This window comes from Streptomyces sp. NPDC056503 (genome assembly GCF_042794995.1).
In the GTDB taxonomy this organism is placed as follows: domain Bacteria; phylum Actinomycetota; class Actinomycetes; order Streptomycetales; family Streptomycetaceae; genus Streptomyces.
Genome location: NZ_JBHTST010000152.1, coordinates 1 through 19,994, shown reverse-complemented (window position 1 = coordinate 19,994; position 19,994 = coordinate 1). Strand labels below are relative to the sequence as shown.

Sequence of the window (19,994 nt, the reverse complement as noted above, 5' to 3'; positions counted from 1 at the left end):
GGGTAGCGCGCCACCGAGATCCACCGCCGTGACAGCCCTTTGGAGGCCTCGTGTCCCTCGTCCATCCCGTCGTGACCACCGCTCCGCGCAGCGGGCTCCGGATGTTCCAGGAGCACCTCGCCGCGGGCGGGGGACCGAGGCAGCCGATCGAGACACTGCTGGGGATACGTCCGGTCGACGTGTCCCCCGGCCGGGCCGTGGTTGAACTGACCGCGAGCCCGGACCACCACAACGGTGCCGGCATCCTCCACGGCGGGATGTACGCGACGGTGCTCGACAACGCCTGCGCCGCGGCCTGCTACACCACCGTTCCGGCCGGGACCCGCATCGTCACGACCGATCTCACCGTGAAGTTCCTGCGCTCCGCGACGGGCGAGAGCGGTGTGCTGAGGTGTGAGGCGGAGGTGGTCAACCGGGGCCGACGCAACGTGCTGGTGCAGGCCGGGATGACGGATCGGGCGGGACGGCTTCTCGCTCACGCGACCTGCACGATCATGATCGTCGGCTGAGCGGGGCGGCCCCGGACAGCCGTCCTGCTTCCGAGCCCGGCGCCACGCGGCGCCGGGCTCAGGCGCGTGTCGGCTCCTGGATCCCCAGGACCGCCAGTCCGAGTTCCGCCAGGGCCGCGGCGGCGTCGGGACGGGCCGTGTTCTCGGGGCGCCGCGGCAGCAGGTGGAGCAAGGTGAGCGCGGCGTGGACGGTGACACGGGCCTCGGCCACGTCCAGCTCCGGCCGGCAGTCCCGCAGCAGGGTCACCCACTCGGCGACGTAGTCCACCTGGGAGCGGTGCATCGCCTCCTGGTGGGCGGCGGGGAAATGCGCGAGTTCGCTGACCAGCAGCATGGCCCCGGCGCCGTGATCGAGCACGGTGGACCTGGCGTGACTGCGCAGCAGCCGTCCCAGGGCCTCTCCGGGCGTCGTGCTCTCCGCCAGGTCCCGGACCAGCGCGGCCCATTTCGCTTCCGAGGCACGGTGGAGCACGGCGGCGAGCAGTTCCCCCTTGCCGGCGGGGAACTGGTGGTAGACGGAGAGGCGCGAGATGCCGACCACCGCGCCGATGTCCTCCATGCTCACCGACTGGAAGCCGCGCTCGGCGAAGAGCGGGACGGCGGCGGCGAGCAGCGCCTCACGGCGGGACGCGGGAGTCAGCCCCGGGGCCGTCCCCGACCGGCGACCGAGCGCGGATCCGGTGGGAGGCGACGGCAGACGCGTCCCGCAGACCGCTTCGGCGAGGGTTTGGAGCAGGTCCTCGTAACGGCGGCGCGGAAGTTCGGTGCGGTGGTACGAGGGGCTGGCGAGCACGGCGACGGTGGCCCAGCCGAGCAGGGAGGCGTCATGCGGGGAGAGCTCCGGCCGGACGACGCGAAGCGCCTCGGCCACCGCGGCGGCGAGCTGTGCGTGTCGCTCCCGTACCTCCTCCTGGTGCACAGCAGAGAGGTGGCGGGTCTCGCGGTCCCAGACGACCGGGTACGACCGGTGGTCGAGCGAGAACGAAGCGATGGTGCGGGTCAGGGATGCGAGGTCGTCGGCCCCGGCCATGGCCTGGAGAAGCTGCTCGGTGCTGTCGAGCAGGGCGACGCCCAGCAGTTCCTGCTTGCCTCGGAAATGGCGGTAGAGCCCCCCGGCCGTGATGCCCACGGCCGAGGCGATGTCCTCCATGCCGGTCACCTGGTAGCCGGAATCGTGGAAGCAGTCCATGGCAGCGGCGATGATCAGGGCCCTGCGGTTGCGCGGGCGTCGGGTCGGACCGCTGTTCGTCGTGCTCACGTCGCACATCCTAGGTCCGGGAGGGTCGGCCGGGCCGAAGAGGGCAGGCGTGCGTCAGCCCTCGCACCGGCCGTCAGGGGCGTACGGGGCGAGGGTGACACGTGCCCGGAGGGCCGGCGCATGCGAGGTACGCCGGCGACGCTACCGGTCCGCGGCGTCGGCGAGCTTGGCCGCGTCACGGTCGGGGTCGACCAGGACGAGCGCGACCACGGCTCCGACGATCATGACGACGCCGAGGAGCAGGAATCCGGATCCGTACCCGTCCGCGGCGTCGGCTCCGACGTCGACCAGGTGGCCCATCACCAGCGGCGCGATCACACCCGCCAGGCTGTAGAAGGCGGTGATGACGCCGAGGACCACGCCCCGCTGCCCCGCCGGGGACACGTCGCTGATCGCGGCGAAAGTGGCGCCGAACCCGGCCGCGTTGAGGCTGGAACCGAGGACGAGGAGCACCATCTGCAGGGGACCGGCGTCCATCCCGGCGAAGGCGGCCGTGGCCACCCCGGAGGCGAGTACGAGGGAGGCGCCCAGGACGCCCCGGGTGACGCGGTTGCTCATGCCCCTCTTGGTCATGCGTCCGGAGATCCAGCCGATGAGGATCACCGCGACGGCACCTCCCAGGTAGGGCAGGGACACCAGCGTGCCGGCGGTCCCGGCGCTGTACCCGAGGCCCTCGCGCAGGTACAGCGGCAGCCAGCCGACCTTCACCGACGTGTTCGCGTACGCGACGAAGAACAGCACCATGATGCCGACGACCGTTCCGGTGCCGAAGACCCGGCGCAGCGGTACCCGGTCGGGCAGCCGAGCGGAGGAGGCGTCGTGACCGCCGCCGACCGCCTCCGGCCCCTCCCGGCCGGCGAACAGCCAGAGCGCGGCCGCGAAGGCGCCGACCGCGGCCAGCGCGCCGAACGCCATGTGCCAGGAGTGGTTGGTGATGACCCAGGTGAGCGCGGGAGCCGCGATCACGGGGCCGAGGGCGGCGCCCGACACGATGACGGAACTCGGCAGAGCCCGCTTGGCCGCCGGGAACCACGAGTGGGCGATGTACATGGCGAGCGCCGTCGTCGGCCCTTCGGCGAAGCCGAGCACCACGCGCGAGGCGACCACGACGCCGAAGCCGACCTGCCACGTCAGCGGGAGCAGGCTGACCGCCCACAGGACCGCGATGCCGAAGAGGAGCCAGCGTGCCTGGAACCTGCGGGTCAGCGCGCCGCCCAGGACTCCGCCCACCACGAAGGGGAGGAAGAAGACCGACGTCAGCAGGCCGAACTCGGAGGAGGAGAGCCCGAGGTCCCGCTTCATCTCGACGCCGGCGAGGCCGACGACCGCCTTGTCCGCGTAGTTGACCACCAGCAGAAGAAGCAGGAGACCGAGAACCGGCCAAGCGCGCCTGCGCTCGACGCCGTGGGTCGAATCGATCTCTGGCGTGGACCTGAGGAGCCTGTCCTCGTTGATGGCCATGACACTCCTTCGGTGGGTGGTGCGAGTACGGCGGAGTGAATCATCGATAGCTGTGCTGTACAAGCAGATGGAGGATTGAGGCGGAGAAGTGCCGTTGGATCGGGCATCTACCTGTAGTCAGTGAATGATGATTCGTATGAAAATCAAGACGCCGTGGTGTGCCACCCCCTGGGCGTGGGGCGGCGCACCACGGCGGGTCGAGCCCCCGTGCTTCCTCGACGTCAGTTGTTTCGCAGGCTCTTGGCGTGCGATCCCGGGATCTCCGAGTCGGGCCTGGCGGGCAGGTGGGCCGTGGCGGCGGCCAGCTCCTCCACCGTCCAGCGCTTGTCGCTCTCGAGCTGCTCCGCGACGTGCCAGCCCTTGTACAGGCCGACCTGTCCGCCCATCACGCGGAAGACCTGGCCCGAGAAGGCGCAGTTCTCGGCGGCCAGCATGGCGACCAGCGGCGAGATGTTGGCCGGGTCCCAGACATCGAAGGCGTCGTCCTTCGTGGAGGCCATCACGTCGCCCAGGCCGGGGGCGGCCTCGGTGAGCCGGGTCCGCGCCACCGGCGCGATGCAGTTCGCCCGCACGTGGTACCGCTCCAGCTCCTTGGATGCCACGACCGTCATCGCGGCGATGCCCGCCTTGGCAGACGCGTAATTCACCTGTCCAGGGTTTCCGTGCAGCCCCGAACCGGAGGAGGTGTTGATGATCGCGCGGTCGGTCCGGACGCCGGCCTTCGCCAGGGCGCGCCAGTACTCGGCGGTGTGCCGGGTGACCGCGAAGGTGCCCTTGAGGTGGACGTTCACGACGAGGTCGAACTCGTCCTCGCTCATGTTGACCAGGACCCGGTCACGCAGGATGCCGGCGTTGTTCACGAGGATGTGCAGGTCGCCGAAGGTCTCGACGGCCGTCTCGACCAGCCTCCTGGCTCCCGCCCAGTCGCTGACGCTGTCCGTGTTGGCCACGGCTTCTCCGCCGAGCGCCTTGATCTCGTCGACCACCGCCTGTGCCGCGCTCACGTCGGCGCCGGCGCCGTCCGGGGCCGCGCCGAGGTCGTTGACGACGACCTTGGCGCCCTCCCGGGCGAAGAGGAGCGCGTGCTCGCGGCCCACGCCGCGACCCGCACCGGTGATGACGGCTACACGTCCTTCGAGGGTTCCCATCGAGAGACCTCCTAGCTTCTGTGCCACCGCGTCGTGCGGTGGGACACGTGGTTTCGGCCCGCGCAGGCCCGCCCGCCGAACACGGTAGGTGGAACGCCGCTCGAAGTGAATGCGTGATTTACTTAGAGGGGTGATAAGGAGAATCTATGGACCGGCGTCACTTCACCTACTTCCTGGCCGTCGTGGAGTCCGGGAGCATCTCCGAAGCCGCCCGGCAGATGCACATCAGCCAGCCCGCGGTCTCTCAGTCGATCAAGGAACTGGAGCGCGACCTGCGCACCCAGCTCTTCAGACGCGGGCCGCGGCTCACGCTCACCCCGGCCGGCCGGGCCCTGGTGGGACCGGCCCGGCGGACCCTGCGCTCCTTCGAGGCCGCGCACGCCGCCGTGGAGGAGGTCGACCACCTGGCCACCGGCCGTCTCGACCTCGCCGTGGTGCAGGGCTTCGCCGTCGATCCGGTCGTGCCCTTGGTCACACGCTTCCAGTCGCGGCACCCCGGCGTGCAGGTCGGTGTCCACGAGACCGTCTCCGGCTCCGACGGCTTCGAGGCTCTTCGCAGAGCCGAAGCGGAGCTCCTGGTCAGCGACTATCCGGCGCCGTATCCCAAGCACGAGGCCGTGCAGATCGGGGTGCAGGAACTCTGGGCGGTCTTCCCTCCGCAGACGGACGGCCTCCCCGACCGGCCACTGAGAGTCGCCGAGCTGATGGAGCACGGATTCGTCCTGGGGCTACCTCGCCACTCGGAGCTTCGCGTATGGTTCGCTGCGGTTGCGGCAGCCGAGCGGCTGCCCCCGCCCACCGTCGTCGTGGAAACCGCGCACCGCGACGCCATCGTTCCGCTCGTTCTGGCCGGAGCAGGCCTGACCCTGCTGCCCGCGCCCGCGGCCCGGGCCGCCAAGCGCCTCGGCGCTCAGATCCGGCCGCTCGCCTTCACCTTTCCCCGCCCCTGTTTCCTCTACCACCGTCGTGGCCCCCTGTCGCCCGCCGCTCTGGCCTTCGTCTCGATGGCCGTGGCAGCGGCGCCCCCGGGAGCCGGCCGCTCCGGTGCCCGAGAGGCGATGCAGGAGGACGGGTGACTTCACCTGCCTGAGGAGTGCCATGACCGCGACAGCGGATGTCGGTGTCATCAGTTACGGGGTTCATCTGCCGGCCTGGCGGCTGAACCGCAAGGAGATAGGCCGTGCTCTCGGCTCCGGCGGAGGCAAGGGCACCCGTGCGGTCGCCTCCTTCGACGAGGACACCACGTCGATGGGTGTCGAGGCCGCCCGACGGGCGCTGGCCGGAGCGCCCGCCGAGCCGCGCACCCTGGTGTTCGCCACCGCCCATCCGGCATACGCGGACAAGACCAACGCGACCACCGTGCACGCCGCCCTCGGTCTGGACCGCTCGGTCCCCGCCTACGACTTCGCGGGCGCCGCCCGCTCCGGTGTCGGCGCTCTCCTCGCCGCCGCGGACTCGGCGGCGGCCGGCCGGCCGGCCCTGGCCGTGCTCTCCGACATCCGCACCGGTCTGCCCGGTTCGGCCGAGGAGCGCGACGGTGGCGACGCCGCGGCCGCCGTGCAGTTCGGGTCCGGTGACGACGTGGTGGCCGCGCTGATCGGCCGCGGCTCGGCGTCCGCCGAGTTCCTGGAGCGCTGGCGCATCCCGGGCGACTCCTCCAGCCGGATCTGGGAGGAGCGTTTCGCGGAGGGCTCCTACAAGGAGCTGGCCCACGACGCGGTGGAAGCCGCCCTGAAGGACGCGGGCCTGACCCTGGCCGAGGTCGACAAGGTCGCGGTCGGCGGACTGCACCTGAGGGCCGTCCGGGCCGTCGCCAGGACACTCGGCCGTGGCGCCACCGTCGTGGACGATCTGGCCTTCGCCATCGGGGCCACCGGCACCGCGCAGCCGGGTGTGCTGCTGGCCGCCGCGCTGGACGAGGCCGCCGCGGGCGAGACCGTCCTGCTGGTGGCGCTGGGGGACGGGGCCGACGCGCTGGTCTTCCGTACCACGGAGGCCCTGCCCGCCCTCCGGGAGCGCCGCACCGGACCGTCCGTCGCCCGACAGGCCGTCGCCGGCTGGGAGGTGACGTACCAGAAGTTCCTGACCTGGCGCGGTCTCCTCAAGCGTGAGGCTCCCCGCCGACCGGATCCGGACCGTCCCGCCGGCCCGCCCGCGTACCGGAACGCCGACTGGAAGTTCGGCCTGGCCGGATCCCGCTGCACCGAGTGCGACACCCGCCATCTGCCGGCCGCCCGCGTATGCATCAACTGCAAGGCCGTCGACCGGATGGTCGGCGACCGGGTCGCCGAGGTGCCGGCGGTCATCGCCACCTTCCAGGCCGACCTGCTCGCCTACACGCTGAACCCGCCGCTGATCGCTGCCGCGCTGAACTTCGAGGGGGGCGGCCGGTTCATCGCGGAGGTCACCGACGCCGACCCCGCGGCACTGAAGATCGGCGACGCGGTGGAGATGACCTTCCGCCGCCTCTACAGCACCGCCGACGGCGTCCACAACTACTTCTGGAAGGCCCGGCCCGTCCAGGCCGCCGACCGAGCCGCCACCGCCCAGACCGACGAGGAGAACTGACCATGGCTTCGCACGGTATCCGCGACAAGGTCGCGATCGTCGGCATGGGCTGCACGCCCTTCGCCGAGCACTGGAACAAGAGCACCGAGGACCTGCTCGTCGACTCCAGCCAGGAAGCCCTCGCCTCCGCCGGCGTCGCCCTCGACGACGTGGACGCCTTCTGGTTCGGCACCATGAGCTCGGGCTTCTCCGGACAGGTGCTCTCCCGCGCACTCAAGATCGACTACAAGCCGGTCACGCGCGTCGAGAACCTGTGCGCCACCGGCTCGGAAGCCTTCCGCAACGCCTGCTACGCCGTGGCGTCCGGCGCCGTCGACGTCGCCATGGCCATCGGCGTGGAGAAGCTCAAGGACTCCGGCTACTCCGGTCTGGTCCGCCAGGACGCCGCGCACGACGGCACCAAGACCCCGATCACCGCCCCGGCCTCCTTCGGTCTCCTCGCCCCGGCCTACGCGAACGCGCACGGCCTCGACGACGAGACCCTCAAGGAGGTCCTCACCAGGATCTCCTGGAAGAACCACCACAACGGCGCCCGCAACAAGCGCGCCCAGTTCCAGACCGAACTGCCGATGGAGACCATCCGCAACAGCCCGAAGATCGCGGGCATGCTCGGCATCCACGACTGCTCCGGCGTCTCCGACGGATCGGCGGCGGCGATCATCGTCCGCGCCGAGGACGCCCACCGCTACACCGACAAGCCGCTGTACGTGAAGGCGCTGTCGATGGTCGCCGGTCCCGGCGCGGGCCCGATGGACCCGACGTACGACTACACCTCCTTCCGCGAGGTCGTCGCGTGTGCCGAGGCCGCCTACCAGCAGGCGGGCGTCACCGACCCGCGCGCCGAGATCGCGCTGGCCGAGGTGCACGACTGCTTCACCCCGACGGAGCTCGTCCTCATGGAGGACCTCGGGTTCAGCAAGCGCGGCCAGGGCTGGCGGGACGTCCTCGACGGCGTCTTCGACCTCACCGGCGACCTCGCGGTCAACCCCGACGGCGGCCTCAAGAGCTTCGGCCACCCGATCGGCGCCACCGGCCTCCGGATGCTCTTCGAATGCTGGCTGCAGCTGCGCCAGGAAGCCCCGGCCGAACGCCAGCTGGCGAGCATCACCAGCGGCGAGCGCACACTCGGTCTCACCCACAACCTCGGCGGACACCCCGGTGACTGCGTGAGCTTCATCTCCGTGGTCGGCTCCGAGCCCTCCGCCTGATCCACGGCGGTCCCGCCGCCCCGCCCACCTCCCCCGAGGAGTAGGTACCCCATGCTGCGTTCCCTGTACGAGCAGGACCACGAGGACTTCCGCAAGGTCGTCCGCACGTTCCTGGAGAAGGAGATCGCCCCCCACTTCGAGGAGTGGGAGGCGGCCGGGATCGTCCCCAAGGACGTCTACCGCCGCTGCGGCGAGGTCGGTCTGGCCGGCCTCGCCGTCCCCGAGCAGTACGGCGGCGGCGGGGTCGACGACTTCCGCTTCACCGCCGTCGTCATCGAGGAGATCTTCCGCGCCCGTGTCGGCCTGGGCTCCCTGCCCCTGCACACCGGCGTCGTCACGCCCTACTTCCTGCACCTGGCGGACGAGGAGCAGAAGCGGCGCTGGCTGCCCGGCATCGCCGCGGGCCGCACGATGGCCTCCATCGCGATGACCGAGCCCGGCACCGGATCCGACCTGTCCGGCATGGTCACCAACGCCGTCCGGGACGGCGACGACTGGATCCTGAACGGCGCCAAGACCTTCATCACCGGAGGCATCAACGCCGACCTCGTGGTGGTGGCCTGCCGCACCTCCCGGGGCGAGGACCGGCGGGACGGCCTCAGTCTCCTCGTCGTCGAGGACGGCATGCCCGGCTTCACCAAGGGCCGCAAGCTCGACAAGCTCGGCACCCGTTCCGTCGACACCGCCGAGCTGTTCTTCGACAACGTACGCGTGCCCGCCTCGCACATGCTCGGCGAGGAGGGGAAGGGCTTCAGCCATCTGACCCTCAACCTGGTCTCGGAACGGCTCACCCAGTCCGTCCAGTCGCTGGCCGCCGCACGGGCCGCCGTCGAACTCGCCGTGGAGTACACCCGTGAGCGGCAGGTCTTCGGCAGGCCCGTCGCCTCCTTCCAGAACACCAAGTTCGTGCTCGCCGAGTGCGCGACCGAGCTGGAAGCCGGTCAGGCCATGGTCGACCACGCGATCGTCGAGTACGGCGCCGGCCGACTGACCGTCCCGCAGGTCTGCACGGTCAAGCTGTTCACCAGCGAGACGGCGAACCGGATCATCGACAAGTGCCTCCAGCTGCACGGCGGTTACGGCTACATGCTGGAGTACCCCATCGCCCGGCTCTACGCCGACATCCGGGTCGCCCGGATCGCCGCCGGCTCCAGCGAGATCATGAAGACCGTCATCGCGAAGTCGCTCGGCCTGTGACCGGGGCATCCACATGACCACGCCGACGCGCCCGAGCATCGCCGACCTCTTCCGGTCCGTGGCCCACGCGGTCCCGGAGCGGGAGGCGATCGTGCACCGTTCCCTGCGCCGCACCTACGCCGAGCTGTACGACCGGGTCGAACGCCTGGCCGGGCTGCTCGCCGCCCGCGGCCTGGGCGCCCACCGGGAGCGGGCCGAGCTCCAGGCCCACGAATCCGGCCAGGACCACCTCGCCCTGCTGCTCCACAACGGGCCCGAGTACGCCGAGGCGTGCCTCGGGGCCTTCGCCGCCCGGGTCGCCCCCTTCAACGTCAACTACCGCTACACGTCGGTCGAGTGGGAAAATCTTTTCGGTGACGCCCGCCCGGCGGTGGTCGTCTACCACGCGGCCTTCGCCCCTGCCCTCGGGCGGGTTCTCGACCGTCTCGTCGACGTGCCCCTGCTGCTCCAGGTCGCCGACGACTCCGGCAACACGCTGCTGCCCGGCGCCCTCGACTACGAGGAGGCCCTGGCGGCGGCCCCCGGAGAGTGGTCCGCCCCCGGCACCACCCCGGACGACCTCTGCATCATCTACACCGGCGGCACCACCGGCATGCCGAAGGGCACCCTGTGGAGCCAGCACGGCATCTGGCGTGCCACGCTCGGCGGCGCCGCCTTCCCGGAGGACGTCACCGCCGAGTCCGTGGCGCTCACCGCCGCGGCCGCGCCCGGCCGACGGGTACTGGGCGCCGCACCGTTCATGCACGGAGCCGGCGGCTGGCAGCTCCTGGCCACCCTGCTCGGCGGCGGCCTGATCGCGGTCCCCGACGTGGTGCACCGCCTGGACGCCGCCGACGTGTGCGCGCTGATCGAGCGCGAACGACTGGAGACCTGCGCCCTGGTCGGCGAGGCGTTCGCACGGCCTGTCGCCGACGAGCTGGAACGCGGGTCGTACGACCTGTCGTCGGTGAACGCCCTCGTCGTCGGCGGCGGTGCCACCAGCCCGGGAACCAAGGAGCGCCTGCTGGCCGCCCTCGGCGACCGGGCGACGCTCTCCGACGGCGCGGGCTCGACCGAGACCGGCCGCATCATCCAGGCCGATCTGGTCCTCGGGGAGAAGGCCGAGCCAGGCGTCTTCGCCCTGTCGCCCCGGGCCCGCGTCATCGACCACGCCCGCAGCCGGGAACTGAAGCCCGGGGAGGGGGGGATCGGCTGGCTCGCGGCCCACGAACCCCTGCCCTTCGGGTACCTGGGCGACCCGGTCAAGACCGCGGCCACCTTCCCCGTGGTCGCAGGACGGCGCATGGCCGTCCCCGGCGACCTGGCCGAACTGCGCGCCGACGGCCGACTGGTTCTGCGCGGTCGGGCCGCCACGACCATCAACTCCGGCGGAGAGAAGATCTTCGCCGAGGAGGTGGAACGGGCCCTCTTCACCCACCCCGCCGTGCGCGACGTCCTGGTCCTCGGCCGTCCCAGCGAACGCTGGGGCGAAGAGGTCGTCGCCCTCGTCCTGCTCGAGGCCGAGGCGGGCGACGACCAGCTGAGAGAACGGGCCGCGCGGCAGATCGCCCGCTACAAGCTGCCCAAGGAGTTCGTCCGGGTCCCGGAGATCCGCCGTTCCCCGGCCGGAAAGGCCGACTACGCGTGGGCACGGTCCGTCGTCGGGACCGTCGCGAAAGGAAAGACATGACATCACTGTTCGGACTTGATCCCGGCGCGCTCCCCCCGGAGACCCGCCGACTGCGCCAGGAGGTCCGTGACTTCCTCGCCGCCGAGCTGGCCTCCGGCGGCTTCACCCCGGTCAGCGACAGCTGGGTCATCGGCACCGACCCGGCGTTCAGCCGGAAGCTGGGTGCCCGCGGCTGGCTGGGCATGGCGATCCCCAAGCGGTACGGCGGCGCCGACCGCAGCCCGCTGGAGCGCTTCGTCGTCATCGAGGAACTGCTCGCGGCCGGCGCCCCGGTCAGCGCCCACTGGGTCGCCGACCGCCAGGCCGCACCCGGGCTCCTCCACCACGGCACGGAGGAACAGAGGAAGCGCTACCTTCCCGGGATCGCCGCCGGTGAGTGCCACTTCGCCATCGGCCTCTCGGAACCGGACTCCGGCTCCGACCTGGCGTCGGTGCGCACGAAGGCGACCCGCACCGACGGCGGCTGGCTGATCGACGGCACCAAGATCTGGACCAGCGGTGCCCACCTGTCCCACGCGATCGTGGCCCTGGTGCGCACCGGTCCCGCGGGCGAAAGCCGTCACGAGGGTCTGAGCCAGATGATCGTGCCGCTTCCCACCGACGGCGTGGAGATCCGCCCGATCCGCTCGCTCAACGGCGCCCACCACTTCAACGAGGTCCTCTTCACCAACGCCTTCGTCCCCGACGACCTGGTGCTCGGCACCATCGGCGACGGTTGGCGGCAGGTCACCAGCGAGCTGGCGTACGAGCGCAGCGGTCCGGAGCGGATGCTGAGCACCGCCCTGCTGCTGCGCCTGCTCGCGGCGCGCGAGGACGCCGACCCCCGCACGATCGGACGGCTCACCGCCCGGCTGTGGTCGCTGCGCCAGGCGTCGATAGCGATCGCCGTCCAGCTCAGCAAGGGCTCCGCGCCCGAGGTCGCCGCCGCCGTCGTCAAGGACCTCGGCACGCTCTTCGAGCGCGAGGTCGTCGACGCCGCCCGGGAGACCGGCGTGGAGCCCGACCTGACCTCGCCCGACCTGTTCACCCGCATCCTCGCCGAGTCGGTCGTCCAGGCACCCACCAACACCCTGCGCGGTGGTACCAACGAAATCCTGCGCGGAGTCATCGCGCGAGCCCTGGGGGTCCGATGAACGACGACCTGAAGCTGCTGGAAGCGACGGCGGCCGACATCTTCACCGCCTATCAGGACCGCCCGGGCCTGTGGGAGGAACTGGAGGAGGCCGGTCTCACCGGCATCGGCATCCCCGAGGAGGCCGGCGGCAGCGGCGGAGACGCCGAGATGGCCGCCGTCATGCTCCGCACCGCCGCCTACCACGCCGCGGAGATCCCGATGGCGGAGACCCTGTGGATCGCCGGGCCCCTGCTCGCCGCCGCCGGACTCCCCGTACCCGCAGGGCGGTTGACCGCCGCCGAGTCGCAGGACGGCCGACTCGCGCTGGAGCGCTCGGACGACGGATGGGTCCTCGACGGCACCCTCCGGCGCGTCCCCTGGGCCCGCGACGCGGCGCGCATCGCCGTCGTCGTCGACGGTCGCGTCTGCTCCGTCGAGCCCTCCCGGGCGACCGTGGTCCACGGGGCGAACCTGGCCGGCGAACCCCGGGACGACGTCTCGTTCGACGCCGTCGCCCTCACGGTCGACCAGGTCGCCGAGGTCCCCGAGGGGCCCTCGATCCAGGTCCGCGGAGCCCTCGCCCGCAGCATCCAGCTCAGCGGCGCCGCCCAGCGCGCGCTGGAGCACAGCCTGCGCTACGCCGGCGAACGCCGGCAGTTCGGCCGGCCCATCGCCGCCTTCCAGGCGGTGCAGCAGTACCTCGCCACGCTCGCCGGAGAGGTCGCGCTCCTGGAGCTCGCCACCCGCAGCGCCGTCGCCGGCCTGGACGACCCCGAGACGGACCTCGTCGCGGTGGTGGCCGCCGTCCGTGCCAACGCCTGCCGCGCCGCCTCCGTGGTCGCCGAGCTGTCGCACCAGGTGCACGGCGCGATCGGCACCACCCACGAGCACGACCTGCGCCGCTCCACCCTACGACTGTGGTCCTGGCGCGAGGAGTACGGCAACGAGCACCAGTGGGCCGCCGCCCTGGGACTCCTCGCGGCCGCCGCCGAGGACCCCTGGCACCTGATCACCGGCCCCACCCCCACGAGGAGTTGATCTGTCATGGATCTGGAGTACACGGTCGCCGACGGTATCGCGACCATCACGCTCAACCGCCCGAAGCTGAAGAACGCCTTCACCTTCGAGATGATCGCGGACTGGGCGAAGGCGCTCCGTGACGCCGCCGCCGACCCGGCCGTACGCGTCGTCGTGCTCACCGGCAGCGGCAAGGGTTTCTGCTCGGGCGTCGACCTGGACACCCTGCTCGACGTGGCGGACGAGCCGCTGGAGCACAAGAGCATGCTCCACGACCGCATCCACCAGGTCGCCCGGGCCCTGGAGGACCTGGACAAGCCGGTGATCGCCGCGATCAACGGCGACGCCGTCGGCGCCGGCCTGGACATGGCGCTCATGTGCGACATGCGGTTCGTCGCCCGCTCCGCCCGCCTCAGCGAGGGCTACATCCGCCTCGGTCTCGTCCCCGGCGACGGCGGCTGCTGGTTCCTGCCGCGCCTGGTGGGCCAGGCCAAGGCGCTGGAGCTGCTGCTCAGCGGGGACTTCGTGGACGCCGAGGAAGCGCACCGGATCGGCATGGTCAACCGCGTCTACGACGACGAGAAGCTGCTGGAGGAGACGTACGCCTTCGCCGCGAAGCTCGCCGCCAAGCCCGCGCTGCCGGTGGCCCTGATCAAGCGGACCGTGCGGATGAGCGAGCGGATGGACCAGCGCGCGAGCCTCGACCTCATCTCCTCGCACATGTCCGTGGTGATGTCCACGGACGAGTCGCGCAAGGCGATGGCCGCCATGCGCGAGAGCCTCCGCGGTTCCCGCTGAACAAGTCGGACCTACGGCCGAAGGGCACGCCCCGCCGGGGCGTGCCCTTCGTGTGTCCGTCCGGCTAACCGTCGGCGGGCAGGTGCGGACCCAGCAGGTCGAAGTTCCGGTCGAAGGTGTCGAGCAGTCCGACGAGGGTACGGAAGGCGTCGGTGTCGCCCTCCGCCCGCATCGTCCCGGCGGCCAGCGCCTCGTCGAAGCGGCCCGGCCGGAACAGCGCGTCCACGAGAGTGGTCCGGTCCGCCGTCAGGGTCAGGTCGGCGTCCTCGCTCGGCCGCGCCCAGTGGTTGAGCACGCCGCGACCGACCCGCAGGGAGTACGGGGACGGAGCATCCGGGACGACCAGGTTGATCCGCACGTCGATGTGCTCGGCCTTCGGGCCGTCGAGCCGCACCGCGACGAAGTCCAGCAGGATGGGGAGCGGCATGGCGGCCACCGTCCGGCCGGACGCGGCCCCGGCTCCGGGCGCCGCCGGCCGGCCCTGGCGCAGCTCCTGGGCGGCGGTGAGGAAGACGTACCTCCACTGGGGGCCCTCCGCCTGGTAGCCGAGCTGCTCGTAGGCGTCGGCCTGGACCTCCCGGGCGGCCCGGTGGGCGGGGTCGGCGTGGACGGCCCGGCCGGCGAGCTCCGCGGCCCAGCGGTAGTCGTCCGCCTCGAAGGCCTCCCGGGCCAGCCGGACGACCCGGTCCGCACCGCCCATCGCCTCCACGTACCGCAGCCCGAGGGCGCCTTCCGGCAGCGGGTACAGGTTCATCGGGTTGCCGTTGTACCAGCCCAGTTCCTTGGCGTACACGGCCTTGGCGTTGTGGCTGACGGTGCCGTGGTAGCCACGGTTCCACCAGGAACGGCCGAGCGCGTCGGGCAGGCGCAGGGTCTCGGCTATCTCGACGGGTGTGAGCCCCTGGTTGGCGAGTCGCAGGGTCTGGTCGTGGATGTACTTGTAGGAGTCGCGTTGCGAGGAGAGGAACTCCCGGATGTTCTCGGTGCCCCACACCGGCCAGGTGTGGGGACCGTAGTGCACCTCGGCCTCGTCGCCCCACAGTTCGAGGGCCTCGTCGAGGTAGCGGGCGAAGTTGGCGGCGTCCCGCGTGCGGGCGCCGCGCAGGGTCTGGATGTTGTGGAGGGAGTGGTTCGCGTTCTCCGCGCAGGTGAGGGCCCTGAGCTCCGGGACGTAGAAGTGGAACTCCTCCGGTGCCTCGGTGTCCGGAGCCATCTGGAACTGGAAGGTCAGCCCTGCCAGGGTGCGTTCCTCGCCGGTGCGGGTGATGTGGTCGGTCGGCGGGATGTACGCCGAGGCACCCTTGACGTGCCCGATGCCGATGCCGTCGGTGACGAAGCCGCGGGGCCCCGGAGGCAGCAGGTTGCCGAAGGCGTGGTTGGCCCGGCGTGCCATCACGTTGCCGCAGATGACGTTCTCACCCAGCGCGTACCGGTCGAAGTCCGCGCCCGGCGCGATGATCTGCACGCGGCCGGCGGCGACGTCCTCGACGGTGGTGACGCCCAGGATGCCGCCGAAGTGGTCCAGGTGCGGATGGGTGTAGAGGACGGCGACGACCGGCAGCCGCTCGGGGCGGTGGGCGTAGTAGAGCTCCATCGCGGCCCGCGTGGTCTCGGCGACGGTGCCCACGTCCACCACGATGAGGCCGCCGTCCCCCTCGATGATCGTCACGTTGGCGATGTCGTGGTTGCGGACCTGGTAGATCCGGTCGGTGACCTGGAACAGCCCCGCGTACTTGATGATCCGGGACTGCCGCCACAGGCTGGGGTTGACCGTGTCCGGCGCCGGCCCCTCGATGAAGTCGAAGGCGCCCGAGTCGAAGGAGACACGGCCGCGGGCGTCACGGATCACGCCGCCGTCGGGCAGCGGGGCGACGAATCCGCGCTTCATGGCTTCGAAGGCGCGCTCGTCGCCGAAGTCGAGCTGGTCCAGGACCGCGGCGTTGGCGGCCCGGGTCGCGGCGGTCGCCGGCTTGGGGAGGCTGGTCTCGTCCGGTGCGGCTGCCGCCTGCCCGTGTCCGTCGGCTGTCATGGGGGGAACCTTCCGTGCGGCTCGACGGGGAACGTCGGGCGGGTGGGGAGTGAAAAGAGACCGGGGCCGGTCCGACCGCGAGCGGTGGGAGCGGCCCCGGACAGGGGTCAGGAGCGCCCGGTCACAGTTCGACGACCGTGCGGATGGCGTCACCGGTCTTCATCAGCTCGAAGCCCTCGTCGACGTCCTCCAGCTTCAGGCGCTTGGTGATCATCGCCTCGAGATCCAGCTTGCCGTCCCGCCACAGGCCGACCAGCTGCCGCATGAAGCGCGGCACGTCCATGCCGCCGTACACCGAGCCGACGAGGGTCTTGCTCTGCGTGGCCAGGGTGCCCATGGACAGTTCGAGGTTGTCGGTCTGGGAGCCGAGGCCGACGACGACCACGGTGCCGCCGCGTCGGGCCAGTTTGAGCGCGGCCCGCGCGGTGACGGAGCGGCCGACGACCTCGAAGGCGTAGTCGAAGCCCTCGCCGCCGGTGAGCTCGGCCGCCACCGCGACGGCCTCCTCGGGGGAGGCGGCCGCGGTCGCGCCGAAGCGGGAGACCAGTTCACGCTTGGCGGCGCTGGAGTCGACCGCGAGGATCTGCGAGGCGCCGGCCAGACGAGCAGCCATGATCGCCGCGATGCCGACCCCGCCGCAGCCCACGACGGCGACCGTGGAGCCCTCATGGACCTTCGCGGTGTTGAGGACCGCACCGGTGCCCGTCGTGACACCGCAGCCGATCAGCGCGGCGATGTCGAAAGGCACGTCCTTGTCGATGCGGACGACGCTCTGGTGAGGAAGGACGACCTCCTCGGCGAAGGTGCCGCACCCGACGAGTCCGAATACCGGCTTCCCGTTCTCCTGGAAGTTCGGGGTGGCCATGGCGGCGTACATCATCCGGGTGCACAGGTGACCCTCGTCGCGCGCGCAGTCGGCGCATGTGCCGCAGGCCGGTATGAAGTTGACGATGACGTGGTCGCCGAGTGCCACCGACGTGACGCCCTCGCCGACCTCGATGATCTCGCCGGCCCCCTCGTGGCCGGGGACGAAGGGTGCCGGGGCACCGAGCCTGCCGGTCATCCCGGACAGGTCCGAGTGGCACATGCCGGTCGCCCGGATGCGGACCTTGACCTTGCCCGGTCCGGTCCGGACCGTTTCCATGGTGTCGACGACGTCCAGCCGGGCGCCGTACTCCCGCAGCACTGCAGCGCGCATGAAGGGACCTTCTCCTGTCGGTGATGGGACGGATGGTGGTGCGTACGTGTGGCGAGGCGTCAGCGAGGCGTGGTGGTGTAGACGCTCTTGGTCTCCAGGTACGCCCGCAGACCCTCGGGGCCGAACTCGCGGCCGATGCCGGACTTCTTGAAGCCTCCGAACGGGGCGTTGAAGGAGATCCCGCCGCAGTTGACTCCCACGTTGCCGGTGCGCAGCCGCGCGGCCACGGCCAGGGCGCGCGGCTTGTCGGAGGAGAAGACGCTGCCGTGCAGGCCGTAGTCCGAGTCGTTGGAGATGCGGATCGCGTCGTCCTCGTCGTCGAACGGGATGACGACGACGACCGGACCGAAGATCTCCTCCTGGGCGATGGTCATGGAGTTGTCCACGTCCGCGAAGAGCGTCGGCTCGACGTACCAGCCCCTGTCCAGATGGGCCGGTCGGCCGCCGCCCACCACCAGACGGGCGCCCTCGGCGACGCCCTTCGCGATGTAGCCCTCGACCCGTTCGCGTTGACGCTCGGAGACGAGAGGGCCCACCGTGGTGACCGGCGCCAGCGGGTCGCCGACGACCATCGCGCGGAACTGTTCGGCCAGCCGCTCGACGACCTCGTCGTAGCGGCTCCGGGGCGCCAGCACCCGGGTCATGGAGATGCAGACCTGCCCGTTGTTGGGAATGAGGTGGGGCATCAGGGCCGGGATCGCATGGTCGAGGTCGGCGTCCTCCAGGATGATCGCCGCCGACTTGCCCCCCAGTTCCAAGGTGATCCGAGCCAGGTTGGCGGCGGCCGCTGCCATGATCGCCTTGCCGGCGTCGACGGATCCGGTGAAGGACACCTTGTCGACGCCGGGATGCCGGGACAGGTAGGCGGACGGCTCCCGGTCGGCGGGCAGCACCGAGAGCACGCCCTCGGGCAGACCGGCCTCCGCGGCGGATTCGGCGATGATGTACGAGGACAGGGCGTTCTCGGGCGAGACCTTCAGGATCACCGGGCACCCGGCGACCAGGGCGGGTCCCAGCTTGCTGAACGTGATGAAGTGCGGTGCGTTCCAGGCCACGATCGCGGCGACCACACCGACGGGCTCCTGCCGGATCAGCACCGGGCCCGTGGCACCGGGCACCTCGCGCTCCCAGTCGAACTCGGGGGCGAGCGAGAGGAAGTAGTCCAGGACGCCGATCGGAGCGCCGGCCTGGGCGCGCGTCGACCAGGTGATCGGGGAGCCCACCTCGGAACTGAGCAGAAGCGCGGTCTCCCGCACCCGGGCGGCGTAGGCGTCCCGGAAGCGCCGCAGTACCTCGATGCGCTCGGCGAGGGGCATCCGCGGCCAGGGGCCCTCGTCGAAGGCCCGGCGCGCGGCGGTGACGGCGCGGTCGATGTCCTCGGGCCGAGCCTCCGGGGTACGCCCGATGACCTCCTCGGTGGCCGGTGAGACCACTTCGAGAGTGCTGTCGGTCGCCGGTTCGACGAATCGACCGCCGATGAAGAGCGTGTCCTTGATCTGCATAGCGGTTGCGACTTCCTTCTCTGATGGCCGGTGTCGCGGGGCCGGTACGGACGACGGCCCCGCAGGGCTACTTGACGGTGCCGCCGCCGCGCAGCGCGGCGATGCGCGCGGGGTCGTATCCGGCTGCGGCGAGGATGCGGTCGGTGTCGGCTCCGACGGCCGGCGAGGGAGTGGGTCGTGCGGCGGGAGTGGCGGAGAACCGGGGCGCGGGAGCCGGGGCGATCGCCCCCGCCTCGTCGGTGAGGTAGGTGCCGCGCGCGGCGTTGTGCGGATGGTGTGGGGCTTCGCGGAGGGAGAGGACGGGCGCGACGCACGCTTCCTGCCCCTCGAACTCCTTGGCCCAGGCGTCGCGCGTGCGGGTGGCGAAGATCGTGGCGAGCCTCTGCCGCATGACGGGCCACTTGGCACGGTCGTTCTGCCGTGCGAAGTCGGGGTCGTCCGTCAGGCCGAGCACGCGCAGCACGGCGGCGTAGAACTGCGGCTCGACCGGACCCAGAGCGATGTGCCGGTCGTCGGAGCAGCGGTACGTGCCGTAGTACGGGGCCGCTCCGTCGAGCATGTTGGACTCGCGCTCGTCCGCCCAGACGCCATGGGCGAGGAAGCCGTACGTCATCGTGAGCAGCAGAGCGGACCCGTCGGTCATCGCGGCGTCGACCACCTGGCCGTGGCCGGTGCCGCGTGCGTGCAGCGCGGCGGCGAGGACGCCGACGGCCAGCAGCATGCCGCCGCCGCCGAAGTCGCCGACGAGGTTGAGCGGGACGACGGGGTCGCCGTCCTTGGGGCCGACGGCGTGCAGGGCGCCGGTGAGGGCGATGTAGTTGATGTCGTGACCCGGCTCCTGGGCCATCGGTCCGTCCTGGCCCCAGCCGGTCATCCGGCCGTACACCAGGCGCGGGTTGACGGCGAGGAGGTCGTCCGGGCCGAGGCCCAGGCGCTCGGCGACGCCCGGCCGGAAGCCCTCCAGGATCACGTCCGCGTCCTTGACCAGTGACGTGACGATCTCGACGCCCTCGGGCCGCCGGATGTCGACGGCGAGGGAGCGGCGGTTGCGGTGCAGGATCGGCCGGGAGGCGGCGTAGCCGGCCTCGGTCGGCCGGTCGATCCGGATCACCTCCGCCCCGAGGTCGCCCAGGACCATCGCGCAGAACGGGGCGGGGCCGATGCTCCCGAGCTCGATCACCCGGATGCCGGTGAGCGGCCCACGAGGCTGCTGCGAGGACGTGGGCTCGGCCGACACGTCAGTGGTCATGGTGCGGCACTCCTGATTCGTGGAGAGAGGGGTGGGGCCGGCCTCCGTGGAACCCGGGCACTGTCAGTT

The 19,994-nt window shown here is 71.5% G+C and carries 16 protein-coding genes; 9 read left to right on the top strand and 7 right to left on the bottom strand.

Translation table 11 applies throughout. The annotated features are described in order from the left end of the window. Positions 1–71 precede the first annotated feature (71 nt). Positions 72–509 (top strand): PaaI family thioesterase, encoded by a 438-nt coding sequence (locus ACFQ8C_RS31775; RefSeq protein WP_383464313.1) that lies wholly within the window; start codon positions 72–74, stop codon positions 507–509. Positions 510–567: 58 nt separating this feature from the next. Here ACFQ8C_RS31775 and ACFQ8C_RS31770 read toward each other — a convergent pair whose 3' ends face one another. The 3 genes from ACFQ8C_RS31770 to ACFQ8C_RS31760 all read right to left on the bottom strand — a co-directional run bounded on the left by ACFQ8C_RS31770 (position 568) and on the right by ACFQ8C_RS31760 (position 4,376). Then, complete coding sequence (locus tag ACFQ8C_RS31770; RefSeq protein WP_383464310.1) at positions 568–1,767, bottom strand: TetR/AcrR family transcriptional regulator; 1,200 nt, start codon at positions 1,765–1,767, stop codon at positions 568–570. Between the two features lie 141 nt (positions 1,768–1,908). Next, positions 1,909–3,228 carry an MFS transporter gene (locus ACFQ8C_RS31765; protein WP_383464307.1) on the bottom strand — a complete coding sequence of 440 codons (1,320 nt, stop codon included), beginning with the start codon at positions 3,226–3,228 and terminating at the stop codon, positions 1,909–1,911. 221 nt (positions 3,229–3,449) lie between these two features. Beyond that, positions 3,450–4,376 (bottom strand): SDR family oxidoreductase, encoded by a 927-nt coding sequence (locus ACFQ8C_RS31760; protein ID WP_383464305.1) that lies wholly within the window; start codon positions 4,374–4,376, stop codon positions 3,450–3,452. A gap of 146 nt (positions 4,377–4,522) precedes the next feature. Between ACFQ8C_RS31760 and ACFQ8C_RS31755 the strand changes: the two genes are divergently transcribed. Genes ACFQ8C_RS31755 through ACFQ8C_RS31720 form a run of 8 tightly spaced genes read left to right on the top strand, consistent with a single transcriptional unit; the run spans position 4,523 to position 13,947 of the window. Beyond that, positions 4,523–5,452 (top strand): LysR family transcriptional regulator, encoded by a 930-nt coding sequence (locus tag ACFQ8C_RS31755; RefSeq protein WP_383464302.1) that lies wholly within the window; start codon positions 4,523–4,525, stop codon positions 5,450–5,452. A gap of 22 nt (positions 5,453–5,474) precedes the next feature. Beyond that, positions 5,475–6,944: a hydroxymethylglutaryl-CoA synthase gene (locus ACFQ8C_RS31750; protein WP_383464299.1), complete on the top strand. Its 1,470-nt coding sequence runs from the start codon at positions 5,475–5,477 to the stop codon at positions 6,942–6,944. Between the two features lie 2 nt (positions 6,945–6,946). Then, positions 6,947–8,152: an acetyl-CoA acetyltransferase gene (locus tag ACFQ8C_RS31745; protein WP_383464296.1), complete on the top strand. Its 1,206-nt coding sequence runs from the start codon at positions 6,947–6,949 to the stop codon at positions 8,150–8,152. A 51-nt stretch (positions 8,153–8,203) separates the two neighbouring features. Continuing rightward, positions 8,204–9,349 carry an acyl-CoA dehydrogenase family protein gene (locus ACFQ8C_RS31740; RefSeq protein WP_383464292.1) on the top strand — a complete coding sequence of 382 codons (1,146 nt, stop codon included), beginning with the start codon at positions 8,204–8,206 and terminating at the stop codon, positions 9,347–9,349. 13 nt (positions 9,350–9,362) lie between these two features. Further along, positions 9,363–11,018, top strand: coding sequence for an AMP-binding protein (locus ACFQ8C_RS31735; protein WP_383464289.1), 1,656 nt, complete (start codon positions 9,363–9,365; stop codon positions 11,016–11,018). Continuing rightward, the gene (locus ACFQ8C_RS31730) at positions 11,015–12,151 is read left to right on the top strand and encodes an acyl-CoA dehydrogenase family protein (RefSeq protein ID WP_383464286.1); all 1,137 of its coding nucleotides are present in this window, start codon (positions 11,015–11,017) and stop codon (positions 12,149–12,151) included. Before ACFQ8C_RS31735 ends, ACFQ8C_RS31730 begins: the two co-directional genes overlap by 4 nt. Next, positions 12,148–13,170, top strand: coding sequence for an acyl-CoA dehydrogenase family protein (locus ACFQ8C_RS31725; RefSeq protein ID WP_383464283.1), 1,023 nt, complete (start codon positions 12,148–12,150; stop codon positions 13,168–13,170). The genes ACFQ8C_RS31730 and ACFQ8C_RS31725 overlap by 4 nt, the downstream gene beginning before the upstream one ends. A gap of 6 nt (positions 13,171–13,176) precedes the next feature. Next, positions 13,177–13,947: an enoyl-CoA hydratase/isomerase family protein gene (locus ACFQ8C_RS31720; RefSeq protein ID WP_383464281.1), complete on the top strand. Its 771-nt coding sequence runs from the start codon at positions 13,177–13,179 to the stop codon at positions 13,945–13,947. Positions 13,948–14,011: 64 nt separating this feature from the next. On the opposite strand, the gene ACFQ8C_RS31715 is transcribed toward ACFQ8C_RS31720, so the two are convergent. The 4 genes from ACFQ8C_RS31715 to ACFQ8C_RS31700 form a co-directional block, all read right to left on the bottom strand. Further along, positions 14,012–15,976, bottom strand: a complete 1,965-nt coding sequence (locus ACFQ8C_RS31715) for an alkyl/aryl-sulfatase (RefSeq protein ID WP_383464278.1) — start codon at positions 15,974–15,976, stop codon at positions 14,012–14,014. A gap of 121 nt (positions 15,977–16,097) precedes the next feature. Beyond that, positions 16,098–17,174 carry a zinc-binding dehydrogenase gene (locus ACFQ8C_RS31710; protein WP_383464275.1) on the bottom strand — a complete coding sequence of 359 codons (1,077 nt, stop codon included), beginning with the start codon at positions 17,172–17,174 and terminating at the stop codon, positions 16,098–16,100. Positions 17,175–17,233: 59 nt separating this feature from the next. Next, positions 17,234–18,676: an aldehyde dehydrogenase gene (locus tag ACFQ8C_RS31705; RefSeq protein WP_383464272.1), complete on the bottom strand. Its 1,443-nt coding sequence runs from the start codon at positions 18,674–18,676 to the stop codon at positions 17,234–17,236. Between the two features lie 67 nt (positions 18,677–18,743). Further along, positions 18,744–19,925 (bottom strand): CaiB/BaiF CoA transferase family protein, encoded by a 1,182-nt coding sequence (locus ACFQ8C_RS31700; RefSeq protein ID WP_383464270.1) that lies wholly within the window; start codon positions 19,923–19,925, stop codon positions 18,744–18,746. Positions 19,926–19,994 lie beyond the last annotated feature (69 nt).

Excerpts from the sequence above, each read along its gene's own strand:
- ACFQ8C_RS31765 (WP_383464307.1), bottom strand. The coding sequence starts at position 3,228 with ATGGCCATCAACGAGGACAGGCTCCTCAGGTCCACGCCAGAGATCGAT.
- ACFQ8C_RS31760 (WP_383464305.1), bottom strand. The coding sequence starts at position 4,376 with ATGGGAACCCTCGAAGGACGTGTAGCCGTCATCACCGGTGCGGGTCGC.
- ACFQ8C_RS31755 (WP_383464302.1), top strand. The coding sequence starts at position 4,523 with ATGGACCGGCGTCACTTCACCTACTTCCTGGCCGTCGTGGAGTCCGGG.
- ACFQ8C_RS31750 (WP_383464299.1), top strand. The coding sequence starts at position 5,475 with ATGACCGCGACAGCGGATGTCGGTGTCATCAGTTACGGGGTTCATCTG.
- ACFQ8C_RS31745 (WP_383464296.1), top strand. The coding sequence starts at position 6,947 with ATGGCTTCGCACGGTATCCGCGACAAGGTCGCGATCGTCGGCATGGGC.
- ACFQ8C_RS31740 (WP_383464292.1), top strand. The coding sequence starts at position 8,204 with ATGCTGCGTTCCCTGTACGAGCAGGACCACGAGGACTTCCGCAAGGTC.
- ACFQ8C_RS31735 (WP_383464289.1), top strand. The coding sequence starts at position 9,363 with ATGACCACGCCGACGCGCCCGAGCATCGCCGACCTCTTCCGGTCCGTG.
- ACFQ8C_RS31730 (WP_383464286.1), top strand. The coding sequence starts at position 11,015 with ATGACATCACTGTTCGGACTTGATCCCGGCGCGCTCCCCCCGGAGACC.
- ACFQ8C_RS31725 (WP_383464283.1), top strand. The coding sequence starts at position 12,148 with ATGAACGACGACCTGAAGCTGCTGGAAGCGACGGCGGCCGACATCTTC.
- ACFQ8C_RS31720 (WP_383464281.1), top strand. The coding sequence starts at position 13,177 with ATGGATCTGGAGTACACGGTCGCCGACGGTATCGCGACCATCACGCTC.
- ACFQ8C_RS31715 (WP_383464278.1), bottom strand. The coding sequence starts at position 15,976 with ATGACAGCCGACGGACACGGGCAGGCGGCAGCCGCACCGGACGAGACC.
- ACFQ8C_RS31710 (WP_383464275.1), bottom strand. The coding sequence starts at position 17,174 with ATGCGCGCTGCAGTGCTGCGGGAGTACGGCGCCCGGCTGGACGTCGTC.
- ACFQ8C_RS31705 (WP_383464272.1), bottom strand. The coding sequence starts at position 18,676 with ATGCAGATCAAGGACACGCTCTTCATCGGCGGTCGATTCGTCGAACCG.
- ACFQ8C_RS31700 (WP_383464270.1), bottom strand. The coding sequence starts at position 19,925 with ATGACCACTGACGTGTCGGCCGAGCCCACGTCCTCGCAGCAGCCTCGT.